Source organism: Lentimicrobium sp. S6, from assembly GCF_013166635.1.
In the GTDB taxonomy this organism is placed as follows: Bacteria; Bacteroidota; Bacteroidia; order Bacteroidales; family UBA12170; genus UBA12170.
In genome coordinates, this window is sequence record NZ_JABKBZ010000169.1 from 1 (window position 1) to 2772 (window position 2772).

The 2772-nt window shown below is 37.4% G+C and carries 1 protein-coding gene and 1 pseudogene; one reads left to right on the forward strand and one right to left on the reverse strand.

The window, feature by feature from the left end; genetic code table 11:
• Positions 1-103, forward strand: a pseudogene (locus HNS40_RS23395) (DDE transposase); the annotation flags it as partial.
• Between the two features lie 12 nt (positions 104-115).
• On the opposite strand, the gene HNS40_RS22055 reads toward HNS40_RS23395, so the two are convergent.
• Positions 116-2575, reverse strand: a complete 2460-nt coding sequence (locus HNS40_RS22055) for a LamG domain-containing protein (RefSeq protein ID WP_172284875.1) — start codon at positions 2573-2575, stop codon at positions 116-118.
• Positions 2576-2772 lie beyond the last annotated feature (197 nt).

Consider the following 2772-nt stretch of genomic DNA (forward strand, 5'->3'; position numbering starts at 1 on the left):
TGCGGAATCTTTCAATGCTAAAATAAAGCTTTTTAGATCTAACCTCAGAGGCGTTACGGATGTATCGTTTTTCCTCTTTAGATTATCAAAGCTTTTTTCGTAGTCCCCATAAAAATTAACTTGACCCGGAATTTGCCTGAACAAAAAAACCTTGTCCTGCGGGAATTATCCCATCGGTAAGACTTCCTTCACCTATGGAATTTCTACTGATATAGTTTCCATGATCCCATATGTATGCGATTCCTGTGGTTTGGTCTTTTATCCAACTTCCAATGTCCCAGTCCAGTGAGCTCGGGTAAAGATTTCCAATAAAGTTAAACCCCCTGTCAGGTCCTGAATAATCTAGAGTTAAATTCACATCTCCAGATTTAAGTTTACCAGTATAATCAATTGTTTCATCTGATTTTTCATTTGCAAACCAAGTGGCATATCCCTGCCCAATACTTAATGATGTGTATAGGTCTGAAATATAAACCCAGTCATCTAAAACTTCATCCCAACGCTTGAGCCAAGAAGTGGTAGAAGCTGGGAAATAAAAGTCATTCACAGTGGCAGAAGATACGGGAGGAGAAACCAAATGCCATTGTCCAGCACTAATATAGGTTTCAACATGTGCAGAGATATTCCAAGTATTTGATATTAATGAAGCTGTATTATTTGCATCTGAATTTAGTATTAGACCAGCTATACCTGCATTATTGATAAGACTATCGCTTACTGTAAGTTGTGCTGTGGGATTACAATTTAAAGCACCTGAGGACATGATACTTACCGATGCCACTTCTTTCTGAGAATCAAGAGTAAGCATATTTTCTATCTGGACTTTTAGCCATGCTGAGTCAGGGTAGTTTTGACCGGTCAGCCAGGTATCATTGTCATTCCAATTGCCATCCTGAGCACTGATAAAAGGAAGCGGAGCCGTTGAACTTTCCCAATTAGAGTTTGACATGTTATTGAGTTGACCATCATTTCCTCCCACAAGATCGGGGAGGCTATCTCCCTGGAATTCGTTAAATTGCCAATATCCGATTAAGCCCTGTTCTAGACCACTAAGCGTGCTACACATATTTGCGCGAATTTCTTGCTGACTTCTAACTTTATTCCAAATACGTAATTCATCCACTTGCCCAAGAAATGGGGATTCCGATTCGTTGGAAGCTAATATTAAATGGTTGGTATTCGAGCTTATATCGCCCTGAAAAGATTCTGTTCTAACATTATATCCATTAACAAATGCTTTTAACTCGCCTGAAGCTGCATAAGTAAATGCAATATGATACCATTGATTATAATTCATATCATATTGAAACTCCCACCATCCGGTATTTAAGGCCGGAAGCTTAAGCTGTATTCCTTTGCCAGAGATGGATTCGAATTCATCGTCCCATTCAAAGAAATAATTGTCGCCTTTGCAAAGAATTCTTCGGTTTTCATTGAGTTCATCGGCCTTTATCCAAGCTTCAATAGTTAAATTATTTTCTATATCCAGAATGGAACTATTCCCAAAATCTGAGTGGTCGTCAATGCCATCAAAAAACAAAGTATTCCCTACATAATCGTCGGGTAAATAGCGACGGCAAAGAGCAAACTGACCATCATTTGAAATATGCTGAAACTCTACTGTTTTATTCGCTACATCTACACTATTGGCATATTTGCTATAATCCCAATAGCTATATGAATTTTCTTCTCGTTTATAAAGTTTTATTTGTTTAGGTATTTGGGCATCTTCTTCTGTTAAGATATCTTCTACAGTATAGCTTAGGTCTGCATCAAAATCACCACTACCATATCTCTCCATTATCCAGTATTGATTATCGAAAAGATTTGGATTCTGATTTGGCGCTCCATTAATTCGGCTAACAACTACTGATGCCGAAGAATGGGAAGTATAATTTGCTGAGATACCTGTACCAGTGAAGTCCACAATCCCTTCGGTTTCTGTTTTGCTAATACTTAGCCCATTTCCAACGGGCGCGCTTGAATTGATCCAGGCATCTGTAGTATTCATATTGGTAAGCGTTCCATCGTTTCCTCCAAATAGATCATTAGCCAATATACCTGTTCCTTCATTAAATGGCAGGTATGTTGTAATATTGGCATCTCCCACAGAAGAAGTAAGGTGTTTGTTTTCTCTTATCTGAGATAAGGTTTGTGCTGTACTCCATACTCGAAATTCGTCTATTTCTCCTTTGAATAATTCGCCTATTTTCACCTTGGAGGAAGAACTTGTGATTGCAGATGCGGATTTTGAGGAGCCTGCTATGCCATTCACATAAATGATAGTGTTTTCGCTTCCTGTAGTTTGGTCTATTACCCCAACTAAGTGGATCCATTCTCCAATAACCAAGTCTGTGTCTAATTGCAAGGATGAGAAAATAGAGTTGTTATTAATTCCGAATTCAAATACATAAAAAACAGGAGTAGCAAATATTTTCAATTGCCACTCTTCTCCCTTTTGTGCAATGGTATGATAACCTTCGCCCATACTATCGGGCTTCATCCAAATTTCAATAGAAAAGGATGCGTCAAAACCAAAATTAGTATTATTAGCTAATTCTACATAGTCATCCACACCATCAAATAGAAGTGCATAAGCTCTTTCTGTTTTTGAGCCTTTATCATATTCGTTGTTTTCATTAATAAAGACCGTTGCATAACGTAAGGATTCCTTAAATGGACAGTTTTTTTAGCTTTTTATCTATTATTTGTATTTCTAACGTGTTATATACTCTTGTTTTTCGATCATTTCCCCTTTAATTTTTACTATTA